This window comes from Streptomyces yatensis, from assembly GCF_018069625.1.
GTDB lineage: Bacteria > Actinomycetota > Actinomycetes > Streptomycetales > Streptomycetaceae > Streptomyces > Streptomyces yatensis.
The window spans coordinates 8688672-8710728 of sequence record NZ_CP072941.1 but is presented as its reverse complement, the minus strand read 5'-3'; the positions used below and the strand labels follow the sequence as shown (position 1 = coordinate 8710728).

Below are 22057 nucleotides of genomic sequence, written 5' to 3'. Positions count from 1 at the left end.
CAAGGAGTTCACCTCGCCATGCCCGCAAACGTCCGCAAGCCGCTCGCCGCCCTCTGTGTCCTCGCCCTCCCGCTGACCGCCTGCGGCGGCAACACCGCCGCCTCCGACGAGAAGGTCGTCACCGTCTACAGCGCCGACGGCCTCAAGGGCGAGAAGGGCGACGGCTGGTACGACCGGATCTTCAAGGACTTCCAGAAGGAGACCGGTATCAAGGTGAAGTACGTCGAGGGCGGCTCCGGGGAGATGGTGCAGCGCGCCACCCGTGAGAAGTTCAATCCGCAGGCCGACGTCCTGGTCACCCTCCCGCCGTTCATCCAGCAGGCCGACACCAAGGGCCTGCTGCAGAAGTACACCCCGAAGGGCGCCGAGCAGGTCGGCGGCGCCGACAAGGCCGCGGGCGGCACCTGGACGGCCGTGGTCAACAACTACTTCGGCTTCGTGCGCAACACCAAGAAGGTGAAGCAGGCCCCCGCCACCTGGGAGGACCTGCTCGACGGGAGCTACAGGAACAAGCTCCAGTACTCCACCCCGGGCGTCGCCGGGGACGGCACCGCCGTCCTCATCAAGGCCATGCACGACTTCGGCGGCGAGAAGCCCGCCATGGAGTACCTGGCCGGGCTGCAGAAGAACAACGTCGGCCCGGCCGCCTCCACCGGCAAGCTGGCGCCCAAGGTCGACAAGGGCGAACTGCTCGTCGCCAACGGCGACGTCCAGATGAACTACGCCCAGTCCAAGTCCATGCCGAACCTCGGCATCTGGTTCCCGGCCCGCGGCAGCGGCAAGCCCACCACCTTCGCCCTGCCGTACGCGGCCGGTCTGGTCACCAAGGCCCCGCACACCGCGAACGGCAGGAAGCTCCTGGACTACATGCTGAGCCGCACGGCCCAGAAGCAGGTCAGCGAGGTCGGTGGCGGCTTCACGGCCCGTCAGGACATCAAGGCCACCGACGCCAACGCCACCGCGCTCACCCAGCTGATGGACGGCGTGGAGGTCTTCCAGCCCGACTGGAACGACATCCAGAAGAACCTCCCCTCCTACATCGACGCCTGGAAGTCGGCCACCGACAGCTGAGCCCGGCTCAGGCGGGACGTACCACGTACACGGCGCCCGCGTTCGCGGTGAAGGCCGTGACACCCGGCTCCGGCCGGGTCGTGGGAACGGGCGCGTCCCCGGAGGTCACCCGCACGTCCTTCGCCGTGCGCAGCCGTGCCGGCCCTCCCGCCCGGGCCGTCAGCCGCGCCTCGCCCAGCGCGCCGCCCCGCCAGCTGATGTCCACCTCGAATCCGCCCCGCGCCAGCAGGCCCCGCACACTTCCGTCCGGCAGTTGCGACGGGAGGGCGGGCAGCAGATGCAGCTCGTCGTGCTGGCTCTGCAGCAGCCATTCGGTCACTCCGGCGCAGGCGCCGAAGTTGCCGTCGATCTGGAACGGCGGATGCAGATCGAAGAGGTTGGGGGCGGTGCGCTCGGGGGTGAGCAGATCGGCGAGCAGCTTGTACGAACGGTCTCCCTCCTGAAGGCGCGCCCAGAAGTTGACCTTCCAGGCGAGTGACCATCCGGTGCCCGCGTCACCGCGTCGCACCAAGGTGGTGCGCGCCGCGGTGAAGAGCTCCGGGGTGCGGGTCCGGCTGATCTGGTTGCTCGGATGCAGCCCGTACAGATGGGAGACATGGCGGTGCTGCTGCTCGGGGGCGGCCGCGTCCCAGTCCTGCTGCCACTCCTGCAGCTGGCCCTGCGCGCCGACCTTCATGGGGGCGAGCCGTCCGCGCGCGGCGAGCACCCGGTCCCGGAAGGCGGCGTCGGTGCCGAGGGTGTCGGCGGCCGAGGCCACGGCGCCGAACAGGTCGCGCAGCAGCTGCATGTCCATCGTCGGCCCGGCGCACAGCGAGCCGCCGCCCCCGCCGTGGTGGGCGTTCTCCGGGGAGACGGAGGGACAGGTGACCAGCGCGCCGGTGGCCGGGTCGGTCACCAGCGCGTCGAGGAAGAACTGGGCCGCGCCCTTGAGGACGGGGTAGCGCGTCCGCAGTTTCCCCGTGTCGCGGGTGTACCGGTAGTGCTCCCAGATGGCCATGGACATCCAGGCGCCGCCCATGGGCCACATGCCCCAGAAGGCGCCGTCGACGGGGGCCGTGCCGCGCCAGGCGTCGGTGTTGTGGTGGGTGACCCAGCCGTCCGCGCCGTACTGGGTGCGCGCCGTCGACCGCCCGGCCACGGCCAGCTCGTCGAGCAGGGCGAAGACCGGCTCCCAGCACTCCAGGAGGTTGGCGGGGGCGGCCGGCCAGTAGTTCATCTCCGTATTGATGTTGATGGTGTACTTCGAGCCCCAGGGCGGGCTCGTCAGGTCGTTCCAGATGCCCTGGAGGGTGGCCGGCTGGGTGCCGGGGCGGGAGGCGGCGATGAGCAGATAGCGGCCGTACTGGAAGTGCAGCTCGACCAGTTGCGGATCGCCGCCGGAGCCGAAGCGGGAGACGCGCTCGTCGGTGGGCAGGGCCGCCGCGTCGCTGCTGCCCAGGTCCAGCGAGGTACGGCGGAACAGCGCGCGGTGGTCCTCGACATGGCGGCCGCGCAGCTGCCCGTACGGGCGGCCCGCCGCCGGGTTGAGGTCCGCGGCCGCCCGGCCCGCCGCGTCACCGTTGGCGTTCTCCCAGGTCACATAGGTGGTGCCGATGGCGACCAGGACGGTCGCCGCGTCGGCTCCCCGGACGGTCACGGTCCCGCCCGCGCTGGTGGTGGTGCCGCCCTCGGCGAGCACCCGCACCAGCGCGCGGAACCCCACCGCGCCGTCCACCCCGCCCGTGGCGTCCCCCCTTCCTTCGAGTGCGGCGGTGAGGGGATCGGGCGAGGACAGGGAGGTGTGCAGCGGGCTTTCGAACGTGGCGCCGAAGGAGAGCGCGCCCTTCCTGGACGCCGACAGCCGGACGACGATGACGCGGTCGGGAGCGCTGGCGAACGCCTCACGGGTGAACGTCACCCCGTCGCGGGTGTACGTGGTGGTGGCCACCGCCGAATCCAGGTCCAGCTCCCGCCGGTAGCCGGTCACCGCCCCGGCCGTCGGCAGGCTCAGCAGGAGGCTGCCGATGGTCTGGTACTGCGCCTGGCCGCCGGGCACTCCGAGGAAATCGGAGTTGATCAGCGTCTCGGCCTCGGGCCACTTGCCGTCGAAGACGAGCTGCCGGATGCGGGGCAGGGCGGCCAGGCCCTTGTGGTTGTCGTAGCTGTGCGGCCCGCCCGCCCAGAGGGTGTCCGCGTTGAGCTGCAGCCGCTCGGTCTCCGTGGCCCCGAACACCATCGCGCCGAGCCGCCCGTTGCCCAGTGGCAGGGCGCTCAGCCAGTCGGCGGCGGGCTCGCGGTACCACAGCGCCAGCGGCCGGTCCGCCTTCTCGCGCCGGGCGGGCTCCGCGGCGTGGGCCGTCCCGGCGGGCAGGCCGGCGGCCGCGAGGCCCGTGGTGGTCGTGGCGGCCAGGGCCATGAACTGTCGGCGCGGGACATCAGGGGTCACTGCGACTCCAGGAAGGGGTGAGTGGGGGTCTGCCTCGATCCCGGATGCCTCGATCCGGGATCTGCCTCGATCCGGGATCCGGTCAGCGGCCGTGACCGGTCGTGGGCCGGCCCATGGCGTAGGTGATGCCACCGAGGAGGTGCCGCCGGAAGGCGGGCTCGGCGTAGGACTCCTTGGTGTGGCCGAGGCCGGTGTAGAAGGCCCGGCCGCCCTTGTACGTCTGGTACCAGCTGATGGGGTGGTCCCCGTTCATGGTGCCGCCGGTGTACGAGGACTCGTCCAGCGCGGCGAGCACATGCACGGTGGCCGTACCGCGCGGATTGGTGCGGTAGTTGTACCACTCGTCGGTGCGCACCCAGGTGTCCCCGAGGTGGGCCGTCGCCGGGTGGGCGTGGTCCTCGACCTTGATCGTGGCCTGCTGGATCGCCGGGTGGGACTGGAACCACGCACCGCACAGCCCGCCGTAGAACGGCCAGTCGTACTCGGTGTCGGCGGCGGCGTGCACACCGACGTAGCCGCCGCCCGCCGCGACATAGCCCTCGAAGGCCGTCTGTCCGCCGGTGTCGAGGACGTCGCCGGTGGTGGACAGGAAGACCACCGCGGCGTAGCGGGCGAGGTTGCCGGGGGTGAAGGCGGCGGCGTCCTCGGTGGCGTCGACGGCGAAGCCGCTCTGCGCGCCGAGGTCCTTGACGGTGGCGATGCCGTCGGGGATGGAGTCGTGGCGGAAGCCCGCCGTCTTGGAGAACACCAGCACCCGGCCCGCCCTGGGCCGCCTGCGGGCGGACGTGGCCCACGCGGGCGCGGACGCCGCGCCGGTGAGCAGCAGGGCACCGGCCGCGGCCTTGACCACGGTGCGGCGCTGAGTGGGGGCGGGCAGATCGGGACGATTCCTGTGCACGGGGAACCTCCGGGGAGAAGTGTGATTCTCAAAGGGGGTTGGGCACAGGCGCGCGCCGTCGCGCCCAGGGCGCCGCACGGACACGAGCCTCGGTGAGGGGAGGGGCTGCCTCCGTGGGCGTAAGGGGACGGTACCGAGTCGGCCCCACTTTGCAAAGCCCGTTGACAAAAAGCTCTGGCCGCCATCCGGTCACCGCCTCGTGGGCGCGGGGCGGCCCGCCAGCCGGGGTGTGAACGTGGCGTGGAAGATGGTCGACGCGGCGCCGACGGCGGCGGCCTCGCGGCTGAGCACGGACCGTTCCACATCGACCCGGCGCAGCCGTCTGGCGGTCGGGAAGTCGTTGACGATACGGGAGATCTCGGCCGTGTAGAGGTCGGCGACCCCGTCGGTGAAGAACGGCCCGCCGAGCACGACCAGGTCGATGTCCAGCAGGTCCACCAGGGACAGGGCGCCCCTGCCGATCGCCCCGGCCACCTGGCGCACGGCCTTCTCGGCGACCGGGTCACCGGCCCCCGCCGCCGCGCTCACCACCCGGTGGGCCTCGCGCGGGTCGTGCGCGGCGCGCGGGCCGAGGACCATGCCGAGCCGGGCGGCCGTCTCGGGGATGGACACCGGCGGATTGCACTCGGGCAGGATCTCCGGCCGTCCGTCCGCGTCGACCCGTTCCAGGGCGACGGCGCACAGCTGGCCGAACTCCCCCGCGTTGGCGCTGACTCCGCGGTGGATGTCGCCGCCCAGGAAGAGCCCGGCGCCGACGCCGGTGCCGAGGTAGAGGTACACGAAGTCGCGGGCGCGCCGGTTGCGCCCGATCCACCGCTCCCCGATGGCCGCGGCGGAGGAGTCCTTCTCCATGACGATGGGGCAGCGGAAGCGGTCCTTGAGCATGTAGAGCAGCGGCACGTCCCGCCACACCGACAGCAGCGGCGGGTCGAGGACGGTGCCGGAGGCCACGTCGACGGGTCCCGGGGTGGCCACGCCGATGCCGAGGAATCCCCCGGGCCGCACCGCGCCACCGGCGGCGGACAGCACCCCGCGGCCCAGCCGGGCGATGTGGTCGACGAGCTGGTCCGGGCTCGCGGTCTGCGCGACGGGTTCCGTACGGCTGCGCACGATGGCGCCGTCGAGGTCGACCACGACCGCCGTCAGCACCTCGGGGTCGACATGGATGCCCAGCGCGTGCCCGGCGTCACCGCGCAGCCGCACCGGGGTGCGCGGCTTGCCGGAGGTGGCCTGCCGCCGGTCGTCCTCGACCAGGATGCCGCGGTGCAGCAGCGATCGCGAGATCCGGGAGACCGACTGCTGGGTGAGGCCGGTGCGGTGCGAGATCTCGCCACGGGTGATGGTCCCGGCCAGCCGCACCGCCTCGATGACCACGCACTCGTTGAACGAGCCGAGGTCGATCTGGTTCGCGCCGCCCCAGGACTCCCGGCGCTGCTCGCCACCGGCCCGGGAGGCGTCGGCGAAGTGGGTGGCGATGGGTTCCCTTAGCCAGCGCACGGGCTGCCGCTCGCGGGCGGTGCCGGGCCGGTCCGCGGAGCGCGTGAGGGCGGCGGCCAGGTCGAGGTAGACGCGGTGCGAGGACTCCGGGTGCCGGGTGCAGTCCAGGCCGACCATGGCCCGCAGGAAGGTGCGCCAGGTGGTGCGCACCGGAAGGGCGTGGTGGACCACCCCGCCCCGGGCACACCGCTGGGACGAGGGCCCGCCCTCCCCGGTGTCCCACAGGGTGATGGCGTGCAGCGAGGCGCCGGGGTGGCGGCGCCGGGCCTCGGCCAGGTATCCGGCCAGCCGGTCCTGGCCACGCCGCTCCCCCGGCGCCGGGGACGACGGGGCCTTCAGCGCGGCCTCCACCGCCGCGTCGACGGCGGCGATGACATCGGCGCCGGGAGAGCCGCCCGGCGGGGCGCCGTGGTGGCGCTCGGGGGCGGCCGGGCGGGTGCCGACGAGCAGCAGCGCCCGGTGGGTGTCCAGATACAGGCCGAGCACCCACACCTCGGCCCGCGGGAGCGGGGGACGGGTGGGCACGGCGGGGACGGTGGCGTTGCCGGGCGTGACCCGCCAGCGCTGGCGGATCGCGGCGACGGCCGCGTGGCTGTAGCCGAGTTCCCGGGCGACCGCGCGGGAGGCGCCGCGGCCGTCGGGTGCCAGCACCGTACGGGTGATGACCTCGGCCTCGTCGATGATGCTGGGCCGCCCGGGCCGTGGGCGCTCCCGCAGGCCCGCCACGCCGGAGGCGTCGAAGCGCTGCCGCCAGTTGCCCACCGTCTGCCGGGAGACCTCGAGCCGCCGGGCGATCTCGGCGTTGCGCAGCCCCTGGGCGGCGAGCAGGACGACGGCGGCGCGGACCGCGCGCGAACCGCCCTCCGCCACCCAGTGCTGCAGCAGCCTGCGGTCCTCCTCGGGCAATCCCGAGGCGTCCTGGTACGGCGGGTTCACGACGCCCCGCGCGCCAGCCGGAGGGTCAGGATCTGGAACGGGCGCAAGGTCAGGTCCAACACGCCCTGGCCGTGAGCCAGTTCGGCCGTGGGATGCTCCATCAGGTCGGTGACGTGGACGCGTTCGACGGCGAATCCGGCGGTCAGGGTGGTGCGCACCCGGCCGCCTCGCGACTCGTAGAGCCGGACCACGACGTCGCCGGAGCGGTCGTCGGCGAGCTTGACCGCCTCCACCACGACGCCCGGATCGTCCACCGCGACCAGCGGCGGTCCGGTGAGCCGGGGGCCGGCGGGGCGCAGCGGGAGGCTGAACGCGTATCCCCCGGCCACGGCGTCGCCGATGTCGGCGCCGGGGTACAGCGCGTAGCGGAAGCGGTGCCGGCCCCGGTCGGCATGGGGGTCGGGGCTGTGCGGGCCGCGCAGCAGGGTGAGCCGGAGGGTGGTGGTCGTTCCGCCGTCCTCGCGGGTGAGGCGGCTGACGTCGTGCCCGTAGGTGGAGTCGGTGAGCAGGGCCGCGCCCCAGCCGTGTTCGCCGACGTGGACCCAGCGGTGCGCCCACGCCTCGAAGCGGGCGGCGTCCCAGCTGGTGTTCTCGTGGGTGGGCCGCTCGACATGGCCGAACTGGATCTCGGACGCGAGGCGTTCGGCGTGCACGTCCAGCGGCCAGGCGGCCTTGAGGACGGTGTCCTCCTCCCGCCAGTCGATGTCCGTGTCGACCTCCAGGATCCGGCTGCCCGCGGCCAGGCTGAGGCGCTGCACGACGACAGACCGGCCGGTGGTGCGCTCCACCCGGACACGGGCCAGCAGCGGGCCCTCGTCCTCGAGCCGGACGGCGGTCGCGGTGTCCAGGTCGCGGTGGGTGTTGCGGTACTGGGCGTCCAGGTTCCAGGCGCTCCAGCGCACCGGATCGTCGGGGTGGAGCTGCAGCAGGTTTCCGGCGCCACCGGGCGCGATGGCCTCCCTGCGGCGGTCGTGGTCGTATGCGGAGCGGACCAGCCCATCGCGGTCGATATGGACCGTCAGCGCGCCGTTGTCCAGCACGTATCCGCCCGCTTCGGCGGGGCGGGCGGTGACCGGCGCCTGGTCGGCGGTGCCGGTGCCGAGGACGGCGGCACCGAGCGCGGGGGCCTGGGCGAGCACGGCGTACCGGCCGTCGGACAGCTTCTGCACCGGGCCGCCGGTGGCGGGCGGCGCGTCCAGGCGGACCACCTCGCGCCGGGCGTGCGGGGCGGCGTTGAGGACGGCGAGGGGTGCCGTGGTGTCCGGGGTGCCCGCGGCGCGGGCCACGATCCGCTCCAGGCCGCGGTGGATGGCGCGGTAGGTCTGCTCGGCCTGCTCGTGGACCCAGGAGATGGCGGTGCCGGGGAGGATGTCGTGGCACTGGTGGAGCAGCACCTGCTTCCACAGCGCGTCGAGCGTCTCGTACGGATAGGGCTCGCCGGTGCGCACGGCGGCGGTCGCCGCCCACAGCTCGGCCTCGCGCAGCAGGGCCTCGCTGCGCCGGTTTCCGCGCTTGGTGCGGGCCTGGCTGGTGTAGGTGCCGCGGTGGGTCTCCAGATACAGCTCGCCGCGCCACACGGGCGCGTCGGGGTACTCCTCGCGGGCCTCGCGGAAGAAGTCCGACGGCGACTGGAGGCCGACCCGTGGCGAGCCTTCGAGGTCGGCCAGGCGCCGGGCCTTCTCCAGCATCTCGCGGGTGGGCCCGCCCCCGCCCGCGCCGTCGCCGAAGCCGAAGGGGGCCAGGGAGCGGGTGCCCGCGCCCTTCTCGGCGTATGTGGCGGCGGCGTGGGCCAGCTCGGCGCCGGACAGGGTGGCGTCGCAGGTGTCCACGGGCGGGAAGTGGGTGAAGATCCGGGTGCCGTCGATCCCCTCCCACCAGAAGGTGTGGTGGGGCAGCTTGTTGGTCTCGTTCCAGGACAGCTTCTGGGTGAGGAACCAGCGGGCGCCCGCGAGCGCGGCCAGCTGCGGGTAGGCGGCGGTGTAGCCGAAGGAGTCGGGCAGCCAGACGCCGTCGGTCTCCACGCCGAGTTCCTCGGCGAAGAAGCGCCGGCCGTGGACGAGCTGACGCGCCAGGGCCTCGCCGCCGGGCAGATTGCCGTCGGCCTCGACCCACATGCCGCCGACCGGTGCCCAGTTGCCGTCGGCCACCGCCTTCTTGATCCGCTCGAAGACGTACGGCTGGTGGTCGCGCATCCAGGCGTAACTCTGGGCGGAGGAACAGGCGAAGACCAGCTCCGGGTACTCCTCGGCAAGCGAGGCCATGGTGGAGAACGTCCGGGCGCACTTGCGCACGGTCTCGCGCAGCGGCCACAGCCAGGCGGCGTCGATATGGGCGTGGCCCACGGCGGCGATGGTGTGCGCGGAGTCGTGGGCGCGCCGGTCCAGGACCGGGCGCAGGATCGCGCGGGCCGCCGCGGCGCCCGCGGCGACGCGGCGCGGGGGCACGCTGTCCACGGCCCGCTGGAGCGCGCGCAGGATCTCGTGGCGGCGCGGCAGCCCGAGGGGCAGTTCGCGCATCAGCTCGTCCAGCACCTCCATGTCGTGGATGAGCTGCCAGACGTCCTCCTCGCGGACCACCAGGTCGGCACGGTGCAGCCGGTACAGGTCCTCCTCGCCCGCGGTGAGCCGGTGGCCGTAGTGGGTGCCGATGCCCGCGCCGCCGACGATGGGCGGATTGGCGGCGGCCTCGACGAGCAGGCACACCCGCTCGCCGCCGACGGCGCGGAGGGTCAGTGGCACCGAGCGGTTGTGGGGGTGCAGGCCCTGCAGCGGGGTGCCGTCGGCGTCGTGGACCAGGCCCTCGGCCTGGCCTCCGGGGCCGCGGGAGAGATCGAAGCCGAGGTCGAACAGGGCCTCCACCCGGCGGCCCGCCCACCGTTCGGGAACCGTGGCGGTGGCGCGGAACCAGGTGGTCGACCACGGGCCGCCCCAGCTGTCACCGGTGACGAACGGCCGGTACTCGGCGCGCAGCGCGTCGGCCACCGGCACCGGCTCCCCCGGGATGTGCCAGGCGGCGACCTCCAGCGGGACGCGGTCGCCGTACAGCGCCGGTCGCAGGCGCTCGGCGAGGAACTTCGCGATGCGCTCTTCCACGGCGTGGCGGTCGTCGTGCATGGTCGGCCCTTCCTCCTGCCTGCCTCCGGGAAAGTGCGCGTGCCGTTTATGTAAAACCATGTGTGTTATCACGTCAACGCCTGGGCCCAATTACCGTTCCGTTGCTGTGGACGGCGGCTGTGACCTGCGGATTCACTCGGCAAAAGAAACGGTCCGACGCCCTGTCAGGAGGAAAATAAGCGGCCTTCCATCGACAGTGTCAGATAAGAGGATTGACATTGGGCACAGAAATGCGGCGGGGAGGAGTCGGCGTTCTCCTCCCCGCCGCGTGGGCCGTCCGGCGATTCCCCTCGGGTTGTCCGGCGCGGCCCTGCCCGGTCCCGGCTCAGCCGGTGGTGAAGGTGAAGTCGTCCAGGTCGAAGAGGTTGCCCTGGCCGGTGACGCCCTTGAAGACGAAGTAGAGCGTCGTCGTCCCGGAGGGGGCGCCGCCGAGCGTGGCGCTCACGTCCTGGAAGTTCTCCCAGCCGCCGGTGGCCGGCACGGTCGCGGTCCCCAGCAGCGTCCCGGTGGGGCTGCCCGCGCGGACCTCGATGGTGCCGCCCGGTCCGCCGGAGGAGATGCGGGCCGTCAGCTTGGTGGCGTTGTTCAGGAGGTACGGCTTGAACGAGATCCAGTCGCCGTTGTCGGTGAAGCCGACCGTCTTGCCACCGTGCGCCGTGGAGTGGCTCGCCTGCTCGATGCCCTGGAAGGCGGTGTAGTGCTCGGCCTGGCGGTGCTTCGGCTGAGCGACATGCTGGGTGTGGGTGGTCAGCGCGGGCTGGCCGCTCGCGCCCTTGTCGGTGTATTCGGCGTCGAAGACCCCGAAGATATTGGCGTTCTCGTCGTGTTCCCCGTCCGCCAGCGTCTGCAGGGTGCCCTCACAGCCGGTGGCCGAGGTGATGGGGTGGGCGTGGCTGTCGTGCCCGAGCAGATGGGTGATCTTCACCTTGGCGCAGTCGATGGTGCCGTCCTCCGGGTCGCTGACCTTGATCCGGAACGGCACCTTGTCGCCGAAGGTGAACAACTGGCCGTCGCCGGGCAGTTCCAGGGTGACCGTGGGCGCGGTGTTGCCGACGGTGATGTGGACGCTCGCCGTGCCGGTCAGGCCGCCGGGGTCCCGGGCGGTCAGGGTGGCGGTGTAGGTGCCGTTGGCGGTGTAGGTGTGCGCCGGATTGGCCTCGGTGGACTTCCCGCCGTCGCCGAAGTCCCAGCTGTAGCCGATGGCGTCGCCGTCGGGGTCACTGCTGCCGGACGAGGAGAACCTCACCTGGAGCGGGGCCTTGCCCGAGGTCTTGTCGGCCGCCGCCTGGGCGACCGGCGCCCGGCCGCCGACGACGTTCTCGATGCGGTACAGCGCCGAGTTGGCGTCACCCGCGCCCCATCCGGTGCCGTAGTCCAGGACGTACAGCGCGCCGTCCGGGCCGAAGGCCATGTCCATCACCTGGGTGCCGGTCCAGGGGAAGGCGTTGATGGAGCCGACCGTGCCGTCCGCGCCCTGGTCGATCCGCTTGATCCACTTGCGGCCGAACTCCCCCGCGAAGAAGTCGCCGTCGTACTCCTGCGGGAACTTCACCGGCGAGTTGAGATTGGCGTTGTAGCGGTAGACCGGTCCGGCCATCGGGGATTCCGAGCCGTTGCCGAACTCGGGCACCGACCCGCCGTCGTAGGGGATCCAGGCGGGCTGGGCCGGGGGCAGGTCGGTGAGGCCGGTGTTGTTCGGCGAGGTGTTCTTCGGCGCGGCGCAGTTGAAGGCGGAGCCGGAGGTGCCGGTGGCGAAGTCGTAGTCGATGTACGGCTGGTTCTTGCCGACGCAGTAGGGCCAGCCGAAGTTGCCGGCCTTGGTGACCCGGGCGAACTCCACCATGCCCTGCGGACCGCGGGTGGAGCTGGCGTTGCCCGCGTCGGGGCCGTAGTCGCCCACGTAGACCACGCCGGTGGCTTTGTCGACGCTCATCCGGAACGGGTTGCGGAATCCCATCGCGTAGATCTCGGGGCGGGTTTTCGCGGTGCCGGGGGCGAAGAGGTTGCCCGCCGGGATGTCGTACGAGCCGTCCGCCTTGACCTTGATGCGCAGGATCTTGCCGCGCAGGTCGTTGGTGTTGCCCGCGCTGCGCTGGGCGTCGAAGGCCGGATTGCGGCTCGCCCGCTCGTCGATGGGGGTGTAGCCGTCGGAGGCGAAGGGGTTGGAGTCGTCGCCGGTCGACAGGTACAGATTGCCCTGGGCGTCGAAGTCGATGTCGCCGCCGACGTGGCAGCACATGCCGCGGGAGGTCTTGACCTCCAGCACGGTCTTCTCGCTGGCCCGGTCCAGGGTGCCGTCGGTCCTGAGCACGAACCGGGAGAGCCGGTTGACGCCGTCGAACCTGGTGAAGTCCGCGGCCGTGCCGTTCTCCGGGGCGTCACCGCCCGGGGTGTTCAGCGGCGGCGCGTAGTAGAGGTAGATGAAGCGGTTGGCGCCGAAGCCCGGGTCGACCCCGACGCCCTGCAGCCCCTCCTCGTCGTGGCTGTAGACCGGCAGGGTGCCGGCGACCTTGGTGGTGCCGGCGGCGTCGGTGAGGCGCAGGGTGCCGTCGCGTGAGGTGTGCAGCACCGAGCGGTCGGGCAACACGGCCAGCGACATCGGCTCACCCGTCTCGGCCACCCCCTTGGCGAGGGTGACCTGCTGGAACACGGGGGCGGCGGCCGTCCGGTCGGGGTCGGGCTTCGCGTCCGCCGCCGGGGCCGTGAGCGTCAGGGTGGCTCCGGTGAGCAGTGTTCCGGTGAACAGCGCGAGGGATCTGCGCAGTCCGAGGCGTTTCCTGTGCACGTGGGTCCTCCGTATGCAGTGGGGATACTCGCGGAAGTGCTGAGCACAGGCGCGCGCCGTCGCGCCGCGGTACGGGCCTTCGGCAGGGTGGAGGGGACCCTCGTGCCCGTACTCGACACCGTCCTAGCCGTGGCCCGCCGACGCGGACAGCTCACCCACGAAGGGCACGGGCTCGGGACGGGAACATGGGGTGCCGACCGGGAGCGAGGTCCGCCCCGCCCCGGCCAGCCCTGTCCTCAGGGGCTCTCCCACAGCGGTCCCCCCTCGGTCTGCGGCGGCGCCTCGGGCGGGGGTGGCGCCTCGGGCGGGGGTGGCGCCACAGGCGGGGTGGCGCCACAGGCGGGGTGGCGCCACAGGCGGGGGTGGCGCTCGTCGCGTTCGGTCTCAAGGCCTCTGCACGCTCCCATCGGTGGTCCGCAGCAGGGCCCAGCGGTCGTGGGCCAGGGGTTCGGGGGCGGGGTACCGGCGCGCGGCGCTCTCGTCGAAGTCGACGCCCAGCCCCGGGGCCTCCCGGGGCTCCATCGCACCCAGGCGCGGCACGATCGTTCCGGGGAAGACCTCCAGAACCGCCTCGCGGAAGGTCGCCGCCTCCTGGACACCGAAGGCGGGGCTGGAGATGTCGAGGGCGACGGTGGCCGCCTGCGCGAGCGGGCTGACGTCTCCCGGCCCGTGCGGGGCGAGCCGGACGCCGTGCAGTTCGCAGGCGGCGGCGAGCTTACGAGCCGGGGTGAGGCCGCCGAGCGTGGGGATCCGGATCCGCGCGAAGTCGATCACCGGTCCGGCCAGCAGCGGCAGGAACTGGGTGGGGTCGCTGAACAGCTCGCCCATCGCGAGGGGCACCGGGGACGCGGCGCGCAGCCGCGCGAAGTGCGCGGCGTCCTCCGGGGCGAGCACATCCTCCACGAAGTACAGCCCGGCGTCGGCCACCCGGCGCAGGAACTCCACGGCCTGGCGCGGGTCGAGGCGCTCATGTGCGTCGTGCAGCAACTCGACATCGTCGCCGACCAGTTCGCGGGTGCGGCGCAGCACCGGGGGCACCGCGCGCAGATAGGCGGCGCTGTCCCAGCGGCCGGAGCGGTCGTGGCGGGCCCGCGCCTCCCCGGCGCCGGCGGGCGCGGCGCCGTAGGTGTCGGAACCCGGGACGGCGGTCTGGACGCGGACGTGTCCGAAGCCCCGTTCGCGCGCGGCGGCGACCTTGTCGGCGAGCTCTTCGGCGTCCCGGCCGTCCACGTGGGTGTAGGCGGCGGCGCGGTGCCGGAAGCGGCCGCCGAGGAGGGCGTACAGCGGGGCGCCGAGCCGCTTGGCCTTCAGGTCCCACAGGGCGACGTCGACACCGCCGAGGGCGTTGCCGGTGATCGAACCGCCGCGCCAGTAGGCGCTGTTGAGGGCCAGGCGGTGCAGGTCCTCGATGTCGCCGGGGTCGCGGCCGCGCAGCAGCGGCGCGAGGTAGTCGTCGATCACACTGCGGACGGCCAGGGTGCGCTGGGGGTCGCTGGCACATCCGAGGCCGTACAGCCCGGGATCGTTGGTCTCGATCCGCACGATGAGGTACGGACAGCCCTGCGGGCCCGTCAGGAACGTGCGTACGGCGGTGATGCGGAGCTTGTCGCCGCGCTCCGCCACCCAGGGGGCCTGGGCCGGCGGGAGGTGCGGCTCATGGGGTGCGGACATGCGCTCCCATTCCGGTAGCCGAATGGCAATCGTCCATTCGAACGTAAAGAGGGTTCAGGAGCGGTGTCAATGACCGTACCGGGATACGGTCGGACCGGGGTGCGCGGCGGTGTGCGGGGATCAGTGCTCGCCGAGCCGCTTCAGCAGGGTCCGCAACGAGTGGGCCGCCTCGGTGACATGGGCGGCGATCTCGCTCAGCCGGGCGTCGTCCATCCGGCTGCGCGGCGCCGAGCAGCTGATCGCGTCGCCGCCGCCGTGGCCGGTACCGAGCGGGACCGCCACACAGCGGATGTCCACCGAGCTCTCGCCCTCGTCCTGCGCCCAGCCGCGCTTTCGGGCGTCGGCGAGCTGGGCGAGCAGCTCGTCCGGATCGGTGACGGTGCTCGGAGTCAGCGCCGTCAGCGGCCAGTTGAGCCGACGCTGGATCTCGGCCGCGTCGTACTGGGACAGGATCGCCTTGCCGAGCGCGGTGGCATGCGCGGGCAGCCGGCGGCCGACCGCGGAGTACATCCGCAGGGCATGGCGGGATTCGCGTTTGGCCAGGTAGACGACGTCCGTATCGTCCAGCCTGCCCAGGTGGACGGCCTCGCCGGTCTCCTCGGCCAGCAGGTCGAGCACGGGCCCGGCGATCCCGGCGAGGTCGTCGCTCTCCAGATAGGCGGTGCCGGTCAGCAGCGCCTTGAGACCGAGGCTGTACAGCGTTCCCGACGGGTCGGTCTCCACCCAGCGGCGGGACTCCATGGTGCGCAACACGGCGTGCAGGCTGCTCTTGGGCACGGCCAGGGTGCTCGCCATGTCGGCGAGCGAGAGCCGGGCGCCCTCGGCACCCAGGAGTTCGAGCACTTCCAGGACGCGCGCTGCGGACTTGACGTCCTCGTGACGCCGGATCCGCGCTGCTCCCGACACCGATTCCACGCCAGCCTCCGCTCCCCGGCCCGGCGCCCCGCTGGCCCCGGTTGCCGACACCTTACGCAGCTTGTCTTGACGCTATATCACGGCGAGCCTATGTTCCGTTACTCCAACGTCATTCGGTCTTCTGAACGCATCGGCATGAGGCAGGGGCTCGTATGCATGCCAGAAATCCGCTTTCCCCCCTCTCAGGGCGTTCCTCCCCGCCGTCACCGCGCGCCCGCCTCGCGGCGCCGGCCCTCGCCGCTGCGCTGTCGGCCCCGTCCTTGAGCGGCGGCGGCAGCGCCTCGGGGGCGGGCTCCGCGGACGTGACGATGTGGACGTTCAAGCAGCAGCATGTGGCGGGGTTACGGGCGGCCGCCGCGGAGTTCGGGGAGAAGACCGGCATCCGGGTCCGGATCGAGGGGCCGGGGAGCCGCATGTCTTCGCCCGTGTCCACCTTCCGCTCGCCCGGCCGGCGCTGATCACCGTGGCGCTGCTGACGGCGATCCCGGCCTGGAACGCGTATCCGCTCACCAAGGTGTCGCTCAACGACGAGTCCGCGTACACACCCTTCCTCGCGCTCCAGCGGTACTTCGGTAACGGGCTTGTCGGGGCGGTGAAGGGATGACCCACGTCCTGGTGACCGGCGCCGCGGGCCACATCGGGCGCCATGTGGTCGAGGATCTGCTGCACCACGGCTACCACGTGACCGCGGCCGACCGGAAACCCGTCCACGACCGGCGCCTGGAGCGCAGCCTCGCCGGGGACCTGCGCGACCGCGAGCTGGTGCGGGAGGCGCTGCGCGGGGTGACGGCGCTCGTCCACCTCGCGGCGATCCCGCACCCCGACACCCGGGATCCGGCGGGCCAGTTCACCGCCAACTGCCACACCGCCTATCTGACGCTGGACGAGGCCGGGCGCGCCGGGGTGCGCCGTGTGGTGGCCGCCTCCAGCATCGGCGTGCTCGGGCTGGCGTGGTCGACCCACCCGCGCTCCCCCGGCTACGTACCGGTCGACGAGTCGCACTCCACGCTCGCCGAGGACCCGTACGGACTCTCCAAGCTGGTCCTCGAGCAGGTGGCCGAGGGCACCCACCGGCGCTGGGGCACCGACACCGTGTGTCTGCGCTTCCCCTTCACCGGCACCGGCCCACGGCTGACCCGCCAGCTGGCCGCCGTGCGCGCGGATCCCGGACACCACGCGAGCGACCTGTGGGGGTGGCTGGACACCCGCGACGCCGCCGCGGCGGTGCGCGCCGCGCTCGGCGCAGAGGTGCACGGCAGCCATGTGCTGTACGTGACGGCCGCCGACACCTCCTCGGACCTCCCCACGGCCGAACTGCTGGCCCGCTACCACCCCACCGCCAGGATCGTGGCGCCGCTGTCCCGCTTCGCGGGGCTGTACGACGCCTCGCGCTGCACCCGGCTGCTGGGCTTCGCCCCCACCCACGGCCGGCGTACCGCCGACGCCGTCGCCGAGGGCCCCCACCGCTCCTCCCCCACGGAAGGACCATGAGATGGCACAGAGCCCCGGCACCCGTCGCCGGACCTTTCTGACGGCCGCGGCCGCGGGCGCCCTGGGCGCCGGCGCGCTCGCCGCGGCGGAAGGCCGGGCGGCAGCCGCCGCATCCGCCGACGCCCCCAGGACACCCGCCGCCGCGCCCCGTCTCGCCCCCTCGCGATACGTGCACATCTTCTACTACCCCTGGTACGGCAGCCCCGCGGTCAACGGCTCCTGGCGCCACTGGCCGCAGGGCGGCCTCACCCCGCCCGACCGGATCGGCTCCGACTTCTACCCGGCGGCCGGGGCCTACGACTCCGGCGACCGCGCCGTGGTCGACCGCCATATGGGGTGGCTGGCCCAGGCCGGAACCGGGGTGCTCGTCACCAGCTGGTGGGGGCAGGGCGGTTACGAGGACCAGCGGGTGCCGCTGCTCCTGGACGCGGCGGCCGCGCGCGGGCTGAAGGTGGCCTGGCATATCGAGCCCTACGCCGGCCGCACCGCGCGGTCCGTGGTGGACGACATCGGCTATCTCATCCAGCGGTACGGCGGCCACCCGGCCTTCTACCGGGACGCGGCACACGGCGACCGCGGCGCGTACTACGTCTTCGAGTCCCTGCGGATCGTGGACTGGGCCCCGCTGGACCAGGTGGCCGACCGCGCCATCGTGCTGGCCCAGACCACCGATGTGTCGAAGGTCGCGCACTTCGGCGGCATGTACACCTATGACGCCATCGCCGCGGGCAACAACCCGCAGTGGGCCGGCCCGGCCGCGTACTGCCGCGACCACGGCATGGTCTGGGCGCCGTCCATCGGCCCCGGCTATATCGACGACCGCGCCGTGCCCGGGAACACCACGCCCACGCTGGAGCGCGAGGACGGCGCCACCTATGACCTGGAGTGGAACAACGCCCTCTCCCCCGCCAACGGGGGCCCGCCCACCTGGGTCTCGATCACCTCGTTCAACGAGTGGCACGAGGGCAGCCAGATCGAGCCCGCGGCCTCCGCCCCGCCCACCGCGCAGAGCTACCGGACCTACAGCGGGGCCTACGGGAGGACGGGCGCCGCGGCCGAGACGGCGTATCTCGACCGCACCGCGTACTGGGTGGCCCGGTTCGAGGCGGCCCGCCGCCGCTGAGGCGTGGTGTGCCGGGGCCCCGGCCGGGGCCCCGGCCGGGGCCCCGGCGAACCGCGCTAGAGGACCGGTTTCGTGGGCCGGTCGGGGGTCAGCGCGAGCTGCTTCTTGAGCATCCGGCCCCCGTCTCCGGTGAGGCGGAGGTAGTAGTCCGAGGAACAGGCGGTGCCGTCCTCGTCGAGCGCCCAGATCCCCGAACCGGCCGGGACCATCGACGCGTTCTCCGCCGTCTTGGCTATCTGGTTGCCCTCGTTGTACTCGTCGAACATGGAGATGTAGATGCCCTGCGCGCCCACCCGCACCATGTTGTAGAACTGCCGCCACATGAAGTCGCCGTGTGCGCGCTGCCGCGACTGGGTGTCCCCGGGGAGCACACAGGGCTGGTAGTCGATCCCGTTGGCGTTGCAGTCGGCCTGGTCCGGGGTGTTGACGCCGGAGAAGAAGCGGTCGGTGTCGGCGATGGTGCCGATGCGCCCCACCATCCACGGCGAGAGCATATGGAAGGCGTGGTAGACGCCGAGGTAGCCGGGGCGCGAGTCCTCGTTGCCGGACCGCCAGTGGGTGGGGACCCCGCCCATCACATAACAGCCCTGGGCCTTGAACCAGTTCACGACGTCCAGGCAGTCCGCGGCCGACCAGGGCTTGTTGGCCTCGTTGAAGCCGAAGCCCCAGATGCCCACCACCGGTTTGCCGTTCTGTCTGGCGTAGGCGGAGGACGACGTGTGGGCCCTCATCTTGTCGGTCCAGTCCTGCTTCAGCTGGCTCTTCATGTCGAGCCAGCCGGTGGCGTCGTACATGATGTAGAACTTCCGGCCGTACTTCTCCGCCGCCGAGCGGACCTTGGTGGCCATGGCGTCGCGCGTCGGCCCCTCGGGGCTGAAGGGGTTGAAGCGCTGGAGGGCTGCGGTGTCGATGTTGTACTGCTGCATCCAGCGGAAGTGGGTGTCCACGGTCTGCTGGTCGTAGGAGGAGAACAAGGTGGCGGGCTGGCCGTTGTTCAGGTTGCTGTAGTCGGTCCGGTAGCCCTTGGTGTACTCACGCATATCGGGCCAGCTGTGAATGCCCGTGTTGTCCGGCGACGGCGGCCGGGACATATCGGCGGCCCAGTGCCACCAGCCGTTGATCGGGGCGCCGTCCCCCGCACAGGCGAACCAGCCCTGATAGCCGACGGTGACCTTGCCGACGACGTCACCGGGCGGACTGGCCGCGGTGGCGGTGGCCGTCGTCAGCTTGGCGGCGCCCAGGGCACCGAGCGCCGTGGCGCCGAGCGCGGAACCGATGAGATGGCGGCGTGACATACCCATGAGGGCCTGCCTTTCCGGCAGTGAGCGGCTTGAGTGGGGGTGCTCGCTGCGGCGGATCGTAATCACGCGTTCATGGTTCCGCAATTTAATGGACGGTTAGCCGAATTCAGGCGGAAGCGCTCTTCGTCGTTTATGCCTCATTCCCGCATTCGGCGATCAAGGATCGAGTGGCCGGCGGTGGTCAGCGGCCGCGGGTGCGAGTGCGGGTGCGAGTGCGGACGCCGCCGTAACTCTCCTCCGTGACCTTCTCCGGCCAGGTGGTCTCGGGGCGGTCGTCGCCCGCGCCCTCCCACATCGCCAGGTGCTGCATAAACCGGTCGGGTGTGGCGCCGTGCCAGTACTCCTCGCCGGGCGGACAGGTCACGGTCTCGCCGGGGTGGGCCTCGAAGACCGTGCCGTCGCGGGTACCGATCAGGGCGATGCCCCCCACCACGTGCAGGGTCTGGCCGACGGCGTGGCGGTGCCGGGCGGTGTGGGCGCCCGGGGAAAAGCGCACCATGTCCTACAGCGCGGGACCGCGCCGGGTGGCGGGTCCGCTCGCCGGGGAGCTCGCCCCGGACTGGGACACGCTGACCGCCGGCACCGATCCCGACCAGCAGCTGGTCATCCGGACCGCCGAGGTCGGCACGCCCACCCACGACGGACTGCGTATCCTCGCCTCCTGGGCCGCCGACCAGCACCTCTCGGCGTCACCGGCCGACTGACCCGGCCGCACCGCCCCGCCGGGATGTGCCTAGGCTGAGCTCCTGTCAGGACAACAGCGGAACGGGGGACACCATGCGGAAAGAGGCGGTTCGATACCTTCGCTGCCCCTACTGTTCCGGCGGTTTGACGATGGCCGAGGGCACCCTGCGGTGTTCCCAGGGGCACAGCTTCGACGTGGCGAAGCAGGGGTATGTGAATCTGCTGCGCGGGGCCGCCAAGTTCAGCGCGGACACCGCCGAGATGGTGGCCGCCCGCGCGGACTTCCTGGCCGCCGGTCACTTCGCGCCGATCGCCGGGGCACTGGCCGCGCTGGCGCGCGAGACGGCACCGGCGCCGACGGGCGGGGACCCCGGCTGCGTCGTGGACATCGGCGGTGGCACGGGCTACCACCTCGCCCGGGTGATGTCGGAGTTCCCGGGCTCCGAGGGCATCCTGCTCGACATCTCCAAGTTCGCCGCCCGCCGGGCCGCCCGGGCGCATCCCCGGATCAGCGCGGTGGTGGCCGACGCCTGGGACGAGCTGCCGTTCGCCGACGGTGCCGCGTCGGTGGTCCTCAACGTCTTCGCCCCGCGCAATCCGGCCGAGCTGCGGCGGATGCTGCGCCCTGGGGGTGTGCTGCTGGTGGTGACGCCCCGGCCGGACCATCTGCGGGAGCTGGTGGAGGCCCTGGGGCTGCTGCGGGTGGACGAGCAGAAGGACGAGCGGCTGGCGGACCGGTTCTCGGCGCATTTCACCGAGGTGGCCCGGGAGCGTTCGCGGAGCACCATGACGCTGGACCACCAGGCCGTGCCGCAGCTGGTGGGGATGGGGCCCAACGCCTGGCACCAGCAGGGCGAGCGGCTGAAGGAGCGCGTCGCGCTGCTGCCAGAGCCCTGTGACGTGACGCTGTCCGTCACCCTCACCGCATACCGTCCGCTGGTCTGACACCGCCGCGAGGACGCCCCGGCCCGCCGGGCTCCGAGCAGCGCCGTCAGGTCCAGACGGTGTATCCGCCGTCCACGCGGATCGCCTCGATGCCGCTGATGTACCGGGCGCCGCAGCGGTCCTGGGGCAGGACGAGCTGCGGGCCCGCGCGGTCGAGCGGGGTGCCGTCGATGGTGACCGCGAGCAGGACGGGGGCACGGCCGAAGTCCGGGTCGATCTCGGCCCAGGACAGCAGCGTGCGATGGCCGTCCGCGCCGCGTACGGCGATCAGGAAGCGCAGGCGGTCCTTGCGCCGGGCGGGGTCGAAGGCGGGACCGGCGGAGACCAGGACGTCGTGCAGGAACGGCCCGGTGAAGCGGTGCTGCTGGATGCCACTGGTGGCGCAGTCGAAGCTGACCTGTGCCCGGTGCTGGGGCCAGGAGAGCAGCTCGGACACCGTCAGCCGGCCCGGGCGGTTCAGATCACCCGTGAGGGCGAGCTCCGCCACCGGACCGGCGGCCGTACTGGCAGCGGCGAGGGAGTCACTCACGGGCTACCACCTCCTGGAGGACCGTTACCCGACCCCCAGTCCCGCGCAAACGCATCTGCCATGCTGGACGATTGGAGATCAAGAAGATGCGAGGTGAAGAGAGCCATTTCCCTCGCATCTGCGGCACGTCTCCGACTCACCCGAGGTTCGGGCTCCCGGGCCGCAGGCGCCAGTGCCGGCCACCGCGGACGAGCGTCGCGACACCCAGGAGGAGGAAGCCACCGCTCGCCACCGCCAGCAGCGCCCAGACGATGATCTCCCGGCCCGGGTGGCGCAGATCCTCGCGCAGGTTGCGCCACCGGGCTCCGCCGTGCCGCACGTATGCGGCCAGGAGCACGACCCAGACCAGTCCGCTGACCACGAAGAGCACATCGCTGATCTGGATCCATGCCGAGGCGACGTTGGTCGCCGCCTGCCAGGCTCCGCCCAGCCCCGCGGAGCCCAGCGAGATCGCCAGCAGGCTGATGCGCGCGCCGCGAGCCATGGGAGTCGGGAGCCGCGGACGGCGCGGGTCCGGCCGAGGCGGCGGGGACGGACAGGGCCGGCGGGCCCTGGCCCCGCTCCGGCCGGAGGTCCGAGCCGTTCTTGGCGATCATGAGTTACGTCCTCGAGGTGTGATCTCGGAAAATGATTTTGTAATGGATGTTTTAATTTAGATGCTTACTTATAGCAT

14 protein-coding genes and 4 pseudogenes are annotated in these 22057 nt (G+C 72.3%); 7 read left to right on the top strand and 11 right to left on the bottom strand.

The annotated features are described in order from the left end of the window. Nucleotides 1-18: 18 nt before the first annotated feature. Nucleotides 19-1071, top strand: a complete 1053-nt coding sequence (locus J8403_RS36495) for a 2-aminoethylphosphonate ABC transporter substrate-binding protein (RefSeq protein ID WP_211126896.1) — start codon at nucleotides 19-21, stop codon at nucleotides 1069-1071. A gap of 7 nt (nucleotides 1072-1078) precedes the next feature. Here the strand turns inward: J8403_RS36495 and J8403_RS36490 are convergent, their stop codons facing one another. The 7 genes and pseudogenes from J8403_RS36490 to J8403_RS36460 form a co-directional block, all read right to left on the bottom strand. Further along, nucleotides 1079-3466 carry a glycoside hydrolase family 95 protein gene (locus J8403_RS36490; RefSeq protein WP_425519916.1) on the bottom strand — a complete coding sequence of 796 codons (2388 nt, stop codon included), beginning with the start codon at nucleotides 3464-3466 and terminating at the stop codon, nucleotides 1079-1081. A gap of 121 nt (nucleotides 3467-3587) precedes the next feature. Next, a pseudogene (locus tag J8403_RS36485) lies at nucleotides 3588-4373 on the bottom strand (ThuA domain-containing protein); the annotation flags it as partial. A 210-nt stretch (nucleotides 4374-4583) separates the two neighbouring features. Next, nucleotides 4584-6827, bottom strand: coding sequence for an ROK family protein (locus J8403_RS36480; protein WP_211126893.1), 2244 nt, complete (start codon nucleotides 6825-6827; stop codon nucleotides 4584-4586). Further along, entirely contained in the window at nucleotides 6824-9940 is a 3117-nt protein-coding gene (locus J8403_RS36475) for an alpha-mannosidase (protein WP_211126892.1), read from the bottom strand. The genes J8403_RS36480 and J8403_RS36475 overlap by 4 nt, the downstream gene beginning before the upstream one ends. Before the next feature lie 325 nt (nucleotides 9941-10265). Then, nucleotides 10266-12725 (bottom strand): PQQ-dependent sugar dehydrogenase, encoded by a 2460-nt coding sequence (locus J8403_RS36470; RefSeq protein WP_211126891.1) that lies wholly within the window; start codon nucleotides 12723-12725, stop codon nucleotides 10266-10268. A 384-nt stretch (nucleotides 12726-13109) separates the two neighbouring features. Next, a complete protein-coding gene (locus tag J8403_RS36465) occupies nucleotides 13110-14396 on the bottom strand; it encodes an enolase C-terminal domain-like protein (protein WP_211126890.1) in 1287 nt (428 codons plus the stop codon). Between the two features lie 120 nt (nucleotides 14397-14516). Beyond that, entirely contained in the window at nucleotides 14517-15302 is a 786-nt protein-coding gene (locus tag J8403_RS36460; protein WP_246586167.1) for an IclR family transcriptional regulator, read from the bottom strand. 311 nt (nucleotides 15303-15613) lie between these two features. Between J8403_RS36460 and J8403_RS36455 the strand changes: the two genes are divergently transcribed. Genes J8403_RS36455 through J8403_RS36440 form a run of 4 tightly spaced genes read left to right on the top strand, consistent with a single transcriptional unit; the run spans nucleotide 15614 to nucleotide 17925 of the window. Then, the gene (locus J8403_RS36455; protein WP_211128733.1) at nucleotides 15614-15769 is read left to right on the top strand and encodes a hypothetical protein; all 156 of its coding nucleotides are present in this window, start codon (nucleotides 15614-15616) and stop codon (nucleotides 15767-15769) included. A 5-nt stretch (nucleotides 15770-15774) separates the two neighbouring features. Further along, on the top strand, nucleotides 15775-15915 hold the full coding sequence (locus J8403_RS36450; protein WP_246586166.1) for a hypothetical protein: 141 nt from the start codon (nucleotides 15775-15777) through the stop codon (nucleotides 15913-15915). Next, entirely contained in the window at nucleotides 15912-16802 is an 891-nt protein-coding gene (locus J8403_RS36445; protein WP_211126888.1) for an NAD-dependent epimerase/dehydratase family protein, read from the top strand. The genes J8403_RS36450 and J8403_RS36445 overlap by 4 nt, the downstream gene beginning before the upstream one ends. Before the next feature lies 1 nt (nucleotide 16803). Continuing rightward, nucleotides 16804-17925 (top strand): glycoside hydrolase family 99 protein, encoded by a 1122-nt coding sequence (locus J8403_RS36440; protein ID WP_211126887.1) that lies wholly within the window; start codon nucleotides 16804-16806, stop codon nucleotides 17923-17925. A gap of 59 nt (nucleotides 17926-17984) precedes the next feature. On the opposite strand, the pseudogene J8403_RS36435 reads toward J8403_RS36440, so the two are convergent. Beyond that, nucleotides 17985-19226, bottom strand: a pseudogene (locus tag J8403_RS36435) (glycoside hydrolase family 99 protein); the annotation flags it as partial. 181 nt (nucleotides 19227-19407) lie between these two features. Beyond that, nucleotides 19408-19728: pseudogene (locus J8403_RS36430) on the bottom strand (cupin domain-containing protein); the annotation flags it as partial. 31 nt (nucleotides 19729-19759) lie between these two features. On the opposite strand from J8403_RS36430, the pseudogene J8403_RS36425 reads away from it, so the two are divergent. After that, nucleotides 19760-19930: pseudogene (locus J8403_RS36425) on the top strand (transcriptional regulator); the annotation flags it as partial. A 73-nt stretch (nucleotides 19931-20003) separates the two neighbouring features. Then, nucleotides 20004-20855, top strand: coding sequence for a putative RNA methyltransferase (locus J8403_RS36420; RefSeq protein WP_211126884.1), 852 nt, complete (start codon nucleotides 20004-20006; stop codon nucleotides 20853-20855). Between the two features lie 46 nt (nucleotides 20856-20901). Here the strand turns inward: J8403_RS36420 and J8403_RS36415 are convergent, their stop codons facing one another. Then, nucleotides 20902-21384, bottom strand: coding sequence for a molybdopterin-dependent oxidoreductase (locus tag J8403_RS36415; protein WP_211126883.1), 483 nt, complete (start codon nucleotides 21382-21384; stop codon nucleotides 20902-20904). Between the two features lie 136 nt (nucleotides 21385-21520). After that, nucleotides 21521-21868 carry an SLAC1 family transporter gene (locus J8403_RS36410; protein WP_211126882.1) on the bottom strand — a complete coding sequence of 116 codons (348 nt, stop codon included), beginning with the start codon at nucleotides 21866-21868 and terminating at the stop codon, nucleotides 21521-21523. Between the last annotated feature and the right edge of the window lie 189 nt (nucleotides 21869-22057).

What these genes read in the sequence shown, in the direction of transcription:
- J8403_RS36495 (WP_211126896.1), top strand. Translation starts at nt 19, where the DNA reads ATGCCCGCAAACGTCCGCAAGCCGCTCGCCGCCCTCTGTGTCCTCGCC.
- J8403_RS36490 (WP_425519916.1), bottom strand. Translation starts at nt 3,466, where the DNA reads ATGGCCCTGGCCGCCACGACCACCACGGGCCTCGCGGCCGCCGGCCTG.
- J8403_RS36475 (WP_211126892.1), bottom strand. Translation starts at nt 9,940, where the DNA reads ATGCACGACGACCGCCACGCCGTGGAAGAGCGCATCGCGAAGTTCCTC.
- J8403_RS36465 (WP_211126890.1), bottom strand. Translation starts at nt 14,396, where the DNA reads ATGTCCGCACCCCATGAGCCGCACCTCCCGCCGGCCCAGGCCCCCTGG.
- J8403_RS36445 (WP_211126888.1), top strand. Translation starts at nt 15,912, where the DNA reads ATGACCCACGTCCTGGTGACCGGCGCCGCGGGCCACATCGGGCGCCAT.
- J8403_RS36440 (WP_211126887.1), top strand. Translation starts at nt 16,804, where the DNA reads ATGGCACAGAGCCCCGGCACCCGTCGCCGGACCTTTCTGACGGCCGCG.
- J8403_RS36420 (WP_211126884.1), top strand. Translation starts at nt 20,004, where the DNA reads ATGCGGAAAGAGGCGGTTCGATACCTTCGCTGCCCCTACTGTTCCGGC.
- J8403_RS36410 (WP_211126882.1), bottom strand. Translation starts at nt 21,868, where the DNA reads ATGGCTCGCGGCGCGCGCATCAGCCTGCTGGCGATCTCGCTGGGCTCC.